Origin of the sequence: Aeromonas sp. HMWF014, from assembly GCF_963878295.1 — a bacterium.
GTDB lineage: Bacteria > Pseudomonadota > Gammaproteobacteria > Enterobacterales > Aeromonadaceae > Aeromonas > Aeromonas popoffii.
The window spans coordinates 20,896-27,590 of the sequence record NZ_CAWNYS010000011.1 but is presented as its reverse complement, the minus strand read 5'-3'; the positions used below and the strand labels follow the sequence as shown (position 1 = coordinate 27,590).

Here is a 6,695-nt window from a genome sequence, read left to right as displayed (position 1 = left end):
CCGAACAGTGGAAGGGGCTGACCGACACCCCGCTGCTGGAAGGTTATGGCCTGACCGAGTGTTCGCCGCTGGTGAGCGTCTGCCCCTACGATCTGCTCGACTACAACGGCTCCATCGGTCTGCCGGTCTGCTCCACCGACATCCGTCTGGTGGATGACGCCGGTCAGGTGATCACCGAATGTGGCAAGCCCGGCGAGATGCAGGTGCGCGGCCCCCAGGTGATGGTGGGTTACTGGCAGCGTCCCGAGGCCACTGCCGAGGTGATGCAGGATGGCTGGCTCTGTACCGGCGACATCGCCGTGTGTGACGAGCAAGGTTTTTTCAAGATCGTCGATCGCAAGAAGGACATGATCCTGGTCTCGGGTTTCAACGTCTATCCGAACGAGATCGAAGACGTGGTGGCGCTTCACCCCAAGGTGCTGGAAGTGGCTGCGGTTGGCGTGCCGCACAAGGTTTCCGGCGAGCTGGTGAAGATCTTCGTGGTCAAAAAAGATGCAAAACTGCAGGAGGACGAGATTATTGCCCACTGCCGCACACATCTGACTGCCTATAAGGTGCCGAAACTGGTAGAATTTCGCGACGAACTTCCCAAGACCAATGTGGGCAAGATCCTGCGCCGCGTGCTGCGCGACGAGGAAATTGCCAAGCAATAACGGGCGATCCGCCGCTGTCATGCAAAACCGTGGGTCATGCCACGGTTTTTTCTTTTGGCCCTGATCAACGCGCAGGCAAAGATGCACTATCAACTCATTTCACAGCAAGCCGAACTGGAACAGTATCTCGCTTCCCTGGCCGACGTTCCCCTGGCCATCGATACTGAATTCGTCCGCACCCGCACCTATTACCCCCAGCTGGGCCTGTTCCAGATCTATGATGGCGAGCATCTGGCCCTGCTGGATCCCCTGGCTCTGAACCTCGCGCCCCTTTGGCAACGGCTTGGCCGGGCAGGGCAGATCGCCATACTGCACGCCTCCGGCGAAGACCTGGAGCTGATCCAGCACGAGGCTGGCCATCTGCCCAATCAGATGCACGACACTCAGCTGGCGACGGCCTTTCTGGGCTATGGTGTGTCGGTCGGTTTTGGCGCCCTGGCCAAGGATTTTCTCGGCGTGGAGCTGGTCAAGGATCAGGCTCGTACCGATTGGCTGGCTCGTCCGCTCACCGAGCGTCAGCTCGAATATGCGGCGGCAGATGTGTTCTACCTGATGCCGCTCTACGAGAAGGTGATGGCCCAGCTGCACGAGAGCGGCAAGTTTGCCTGGTTCGAGCAGGAGTGCCAGAACCACTCGGCCCGCAAGACCCAGGGCTGCGATCCCCGTCAGGCCTATCTCGACATCATCAACGCCTGGCAACTGGGACGCCGTGAACTGGCCATACTGCGCGAGCTGGCTGCCTGGCGTCAGCAAGAGGCGGTGCGCCGCGATCTGGCCCTTAACTTCGTGGTCAAGGAGCTGCATCTGTTCAAGGTGGCGGAGCGCAAACCCACGTCGCTGCGCGATCTCAATGAGCTGGGGCTGGCTCCCATCGAGATCAAGATCCATGGCAAGCGGATGCTGGACATAGTCGCGACGGCCCAGCAGAGCGACCCTGCGGGCTGGCCTGAGCCCATTCGCCGGCTGGTGGATTATCCCCAGTACAAGGCCGAGCTCAAGCGCATCAAGGGGATGGTGGAGGAGAAAGCCAAGGCCAGCAACATCCCGCCGGAACTGGTGGCGAGCAAGAAGATCATTCACCAGTACTTCACCTGGAGCTGGCGTATGAGCGATGAAGAGCGTGCTCGCGCTGACAAGCCCATGCTGCTACAAGGGTGGCGTCATGAGCTGGTGGGGCATCTGCTGGCACAATAAGCCACACAGTCAACAATGGGCCCAGCGGGCCCATTGTTCTATCTGCCTCACGGCTGCGGGTAGTGGTAGCGTGCGAGGATCTGCCTATATTCAGGGCTCAGCAGCAGGGCCCTGATGGCCTCGTCGAGCCGTTGCAACTGCTGTGGCGTGGTGGTGCGGCGGTTCAGCATCAAATGCACGGGTGTCTGCTGGATATAGATCAGATTGGATAGAAACGGCAGGCTGACCAGCCTGGAAGCGAGGATGCACGAATGTGCATCCCTCAGAGTTCGTGGGCGTGGAATCCCTTGCGATAGCGGGCTTCGCAGCGTGGGCAGCGTTGCAGGGTCGGATCCAGCTCGAGTTGCTCAATGGCAAGCGGCTCTTCGCAATCGGAACAGATGCCATAGAGCCCCAGATCCATTTGACAGAGAGCGGCATCAATCCGCTTGAGGCAGGCCACGCTCTGCTCCACCTTGGGCAAGTCGAGGCGACTGGTCAGCTCTACCAGCTGATCCCGTTCGCAGTGATCTACTTTTTCCGCCCACTCGTCACGCCGACAGGCCTTGAGCTGACTTATCAGCTCTTCTCTTACTTGTGCCCAGTCAGTCAGCAGGCGCTCACGCCACACGGCCAACCGAGCTTGCGTCATTTCACACACACTAGCCCCCAACAGACGAATTACAAATCCAGGGCAGTATAGGGAGACAACAGGATTATCAAGATGATATGCGTCAAGTAAAAGACGGTTAGATCACAGCTTTCGAGGCTTGCAGCAAGGCCTCCCGAATGGGAGCCGTCTCCTTGAACAGCCTGATATCGCGAAACAGCAGGTCGGCTTGCGGGTATTCCCGCTTGAGGTAGCTGAACCACTGCTTGATGCGGCTGGGGTAATAGTCCGCTTTCTCGCTGGCCAGATCCTGCTCGGTGTAGCTCACCATCAGCTGCAACACCTGCGCCCAGCTCATGTGGGCGCAGCCTGTTTTCATCACGTTGGCCAGGTTGGGCAGGGAGATGGCACCGCGCCCCACCATGAGCGCATCACAGCCGGAGACGCTGGCGCAGGCGAGGGCATCTTTATGATCCCAGATCTCGCCGTTGGCCGTGACAGGGATGGGCAGGGCGCGGCGGATGGCGTCCACATACTCCCAGTGGGCCGGGGCTTTGTAGCCTTCGCGCTTGGTGCGGGCATGCACTGCCAGCTCGTTGGCGCCCGCCTGATAGACGGCCTGGGCGTTCTCCAGGTAGAGATCCTTGTCATCGTATCCGAGGCGGATCTTGGCGCTCACCGGCAGATGGGCAGGCACCGCTTCCCGCACCGCCTTGACGATGCGGTAGATTGTGTCGGGCTCTTTGAGCAAGACGGCGCCGCCCTTGCTCTTGTTCACCGTGGGGGCAGGGCAGCCAAAGTTGAGATCGACCCCGGGGGAGCCAAGCTCGATGGCGCGTGCCGCGTTCTCGGCCAGCCATTCGGGGTGTTGCCCCAGCAGTTGCACCCTTACCGGGGTGCCGGCGCGGGTCTTGCCACCCTGCTTGAGTTCGGGCACGAGCCGATAAAACACCTTGGCAGGCAGCAACTGATCGACCACGCGGATAAATTCGCTGACGCAGAGGTCGTAGTCGTTGACGGAGGTGAGTACCTCCCGCATCAGGTGATCCAGCACCCCCTGCATGGGGGCCAAAATAACGCGCATAGCTGCTTCCGAAGACAAGGGGAGAAAAAAGAGCGCAGATTGTAGTGGCAATGGCCGGCGTTGTCAGCCGTCAGCCCACTCATTGAGCCTCATCAGCCGGCGCTCGCAGGTCTGGGTTGTCAGCTTTTGGGTCAACTCTGTTACGCTAAGCAGAGCTGAATTGAAGAGGAGCGGCCATGAAACGTTGGTGTCTGATGGGATTGGGCTGGTTGGCATTCGTCACCGGTATCATAGGAATCGTGCTGCCCCTGTTGCCGACCACCCCCTTCATGTTGTTGGCGGCGGCGCTGTTTGCCCGTTCGTCCCCCCGCTTTCACCGCTGGCTGCTGGCTCACCCCTGGTTTGGTCCCCCCATCGTCGATTGGCAGCAGTATCGCGGTATTCGTCGTCATGCCCGTCGGCGGGCCATCATCTTCATTCTGCTCACTTTCTCGGTATCGCTGGCGGTGGTGCCGCTGCTCTGGGTCAAGGGGCTGCTGGTGGTCATAATGGTGATCCTGCTCACCTGGTTAATGCGTCTGCCGGTACTGGAGCCAGTTGCAATGGCGAAGTGAAGTCCCTAAGCTATTGCGGCAATAATGCTATGGAGTCGGCCTGTCATTTTTGCGTGACGGGCCTTTTTATTTCCCGCTGGCGGGAATCGAGAAATACGGCCACGCCTGGGCTCAAAAAATAAGCGGTCAAACAATGAATCCGGATACCCTGAAATTTATCGAAGCGAGCATCAAGACTATCCCCGACTATCCGAAGCCGGGCATTCTGTTTCGTGACATCACCAGCCTGATAGAGAACGCGGAGGCCTTCAAAGCCACCATCGATCTGTTGGCTGAGCATTATCGTGATCAAGGGATCACCAAGATCGTCGGCACCGAGGCCCGCGGCTTCATCTTCGGTGCACCGGTCGCCTTCGCCATGGGCTTGGGGTTTGTGCCGGTTCGCAAGCCGGGCAAGTTGCCCCGTGCAGTGATCGAGGAGTCCTATGCCCTCGAATACGGTACCGACACCCTGCAACTGCACACTGATGCCATCGTGCCGGGTGACAAGGTGCTGGTCGTCGATGATCTGCTGGCCACCGGCGGTACCGTCGATGCGACCGTCAAGCTCATTCGCCGGGCCGGTGGTGATGTGGCCGATGCGGCTTTCATTATCTCCCTGCCATCTCTGGGCGGCGATGCCCGCCTGACGGCGGCCGGCATCAAGGTCGTCTCACTGGTCGAATTGGCTGGCGAGTAATCCCCCCGGATGCAACGCAGGCCTCGTCAGCCTGTTGCGTGTCCCGAAACCGATGCCCATCCGGGCATCGGTTTGAAATTCAAGCGATCCCTCCCGCCCTCGCCGATAGCCGATACAGCCCGCCTGGCATTTGTGTTAGCATTCTGTCTCAATGCCTTGTCATCCCTGCATCGAGACTTATGAGCTATCAGGTTCTGGCGCGTAAATGGCGCCCCCATACGTTTGAACAAGTGGTAGGCCAGCATCATGTGCTGACCGCCTTGACCAACGCCCTGGATCAGGGACGGCTGCATCATGCCTATCTGCTGAGCGGTACCCGTGGGGTTGGCAAGACCACCATAGCCCGCATTCTTGCCAAGAGTCTCAATTGTGAGCAGGGGATCAGCAGCCATCCGTGCGGTGTGTGCGACACCTGCCGCGAGATCGATCAGGGCAACTTTGTCGATCTGCTGGAGATTGATGCGGCGTCCCGCACCAAGGTGGAAGATACCCGCGAGCTGCTCGACAACGTGCAGTATCGCCCGGCCCGCGGCCGCTTCAAGGTCTACCTCATCGATGAAGTGCACATGTTGTCGCGCCACAGCTTCAACGCCCTGCTCAAAACCCTGGAAGAACCGCCCCCCTATGTGAAGTTCCTGCTGGCCACCACGGATCCGCAGAAGCTGCCCATTACCATCCTCTCCCGCTGCCTGCAGTTCCATCTCAAGAGTCTGGATCAGACCCAGATCGCCAAGCAGCTCGAATGGGTGCTGGATCAGGAGGGGCAACCGTTCGAGCCGCGCGCTCTGCAAGCCTTGGCCAAAGCGGCCGACGGCAGCATGCGCGATGCCCTGAGCCTGACCGATCAGGCGCTGGCTCACGGCAATGGCAGCGTGCGTCTCGAGAGTGTGCTGGCGATGCTGGGGACGCTCGATCACCGCCACCTGCACCAGTTGCTGGAGGCCATCTTGCGCCAGGATGCCCCCACGGCCATGGCCAAGATCATCGAGATTGCGACCCTGGGGCCCGATTTTGATCAGCTCCATGCCGAGCTGGAAGGGCTGCTGCATCGCATCGCCATGGCGCAGTTGCTGCCCGCCACCGTGCAGGAGCAGGGGGCGGATGCCGATGCCCTGTTGCAGCTGGCTCAGGCCATGAGCCCGGAAGAGGTGCAGCTCTGCTACCAGATAGTGCTGGGGGGACGTAAGGATCTGCCCTGGGCCCCCGATGGCCGCACCGCGCTCGAGATGACCTGCCTGCGCATGCTGGCCTTCTCCCCGCGCCGTGAGGCCGTGCACCCGGCCAACCTTGCCGCTCTGTCGCCCGTGGCTGGTGTGAGGACTGCACCGGCCCCGCTGGGAAAGCCTCAGGGGGTTGAGCCAGCCCCCGCTTCGGCCACCGCGACTGTGGCCCCACCGGCTGTCTCTACTGATGCTCCAACCCTCACGCCGGGGGTGCCCTCCCTTGTGCAGGCTGAGCCTGTCATCCCTCGCTCTGTGGATGAGCAAGAGAATGCCAGCGACGCGCTGAGCGCGCCGCTGTTTGCCGAGCAGGACGAGGTGCTGCGTGAAGCGCAGCAGATGGGCTATGAGGGATCCTCTGGCGCGAGTGAGCCAATGGCTCCCGTCAGCAGGCCTGACGCGCTGCAGGACGCCTCATTGACAGCCCCGCTATCCCCTGAGCCTCATATGGAGGTCGCTCCCGTTGCCGAGCCGGAAGCTGCCCCCTCTGCTGCGTCCAGCATGCAGAGCCTGCTGGGCAAGCGCAATCTGCTGCGCAGCCGCCTGCGTGGTGAGCCAGGGGCCACCGCCGTTGCGTCTGCACCACCTCGTGTTGCGCCCACCAGGCCGGTGACGGCCCCCGAGGCCAGCCCGATCGTGCCGCCGGTTGCTGCGCCAGCATCCCCCGGCTGGCCACCCGCTGCCGTGGCGCCGCTCCAGAGTACTGCGGTAGCGGGCTATGA

The 6,695-nt window shown here is 61.1% G+C and carries 7 protein-coding genes and 1 pseudogene; 5 read left to right on the top strand and 3 right to left on the bottom strand.

What is annotated here, in order from left to right; translation table 11 throughout:
* A partial coding sequence (locus tag AAC083_RS22700; RefSeq protein WP_258224843.1) for an AMP-binding enzyme occupies nucleotides 1–653 on the top strand: 653 nt, incomplete at its 5' end.
* An 81-nt stretch (nucleotides 654–734) separates the two neighbouring features.
* The gene (gene rnd / locus AAC083_RS00375; RefSeq protein WP_181364871.1) at nucleotides 735–1,847 is read left to right on the top strand and encodes a ribonuclease D; all 1,113 of its coding nucleotides are present in this window, start codon (nucleotides 735–737) and stop codon (nucleotides 1,845–1,847) included.
* A gap of 47 nt (nucleotides 1,848–1,894) precedes the next feature.
* On the opposite strand, the pseudogene AAC083_RS00370 reads toward rnd, so the two are convergent.
* From AAC083_RS00370 to dusC, 3 genes and pseudogenes are all read right to left on the bottom strand, one after another.
* Nucleotides 1,895–2,050 (bottom strand): annotated as a pseudogene (locus AAC083_RS00370) (ABC transporter substrate-binding protein); the annotation flags it as partial.
* Nucleotides 2,051–2,109: 59 nt separating this feature from the next.
* Entirely contained in the window at nucleotides 2,110–2,478 is a 369-nt protein-coding gene (locus AAC083_RS00365) for a TraR/DksA family transcriptional regulator (protein ID WP_108537800.1), read from the bottom strand.
* Between the two features lie 97 nt (nucleotides 2,479–2,575).
* Entirely contained in the window at nucleotides 2,576–3,520 is a 945-nt protein-coding gene (gene dusC, locus AAC083_RS00360) for a tRNA dihydrouridine(16) synthase DusC (protein ID WP_108537799.1), read from the bottom strand.
* 176 nt (nucleotides 3,521–3,696) lie between these two features.
* On the opposite strand from dusC, the gene AAC083_RS00355 reads away from it, so the two are divergent.
* The 3 genes from AAC083_RS00355 to dnaX form a co-directional block, all read left to right on the top strand.
* Nucleotides 3,697–4,074, top strand: coding sequence for a YbaN family protein (locus AAC083_RS00355; RefSeq protein WP_042037684.1), 378 nt, complete (start codon nucleotides 3,697–3,699; stop codon nucleotides 4,072–4,074).
* Nucleotides 4,075–4,207: 133 nt separating this feature from the next.
* Nucleotides 4,208–4,753, top strand: coding sequence for an adenine phosphoribosyltransferase (gene apt / locus AAC083_RS00350; RefSeq protein ID WP_101347027.1), 546 nt, complete (start codon nucleotides 4,208–4,210; stop codon nucleotides 4,751–4,753).
* A gap of 179 nt (nucleotides 4,754–4,932) precedes the next feature.
* Nucleotides 4,933–6,695 (top strand): DNA polymerase III subunit gamma/tau (gene dnaX, locus AAC083_RS00345; RefSeq protein WP_258224842.1); only part of this gene is annotated, 1,763 nt, incomplete at its 3' end.

Excerpts from the sequence above, each read along its gene's own strand:
- AAC083_RS00365 (WP_108537800.1), bottom strand. The coding sequence starts at position 2,478 with ATGACGCAAGCTCGGTTGGCCGTGTGGCGTGAGCGCCTGCTGACTGAC.
- rnd (WP_181364871.1), top strand. The coding sequence starts at position 735 with ATGCACTATCAACTCATTTCACAGCAAGCCGAACTGGAACAGTATCTC.
- AAC083_RS00355 (WP_042037684.1), top strand. The coding sequence starts at position 3,697 with ATGAAACGTTGGTGTCTGATGGGATTGGGCTGGTTGGCATTCGTCACC.
- apt (WP_101347027.1), top strand. The coding sequence starts at position 4,208 with ATGAATCCGGATACCCTGAAATTTATCGAAGCGAGCATCAAGACTATC.
- dusC (WP_108537799.1), bottom strand. The coding sequence starts at position 3,520 with ATGCGCGTTATTTTGGCCCCCATGCAGGGGGTGCTGGATCACCTGATG.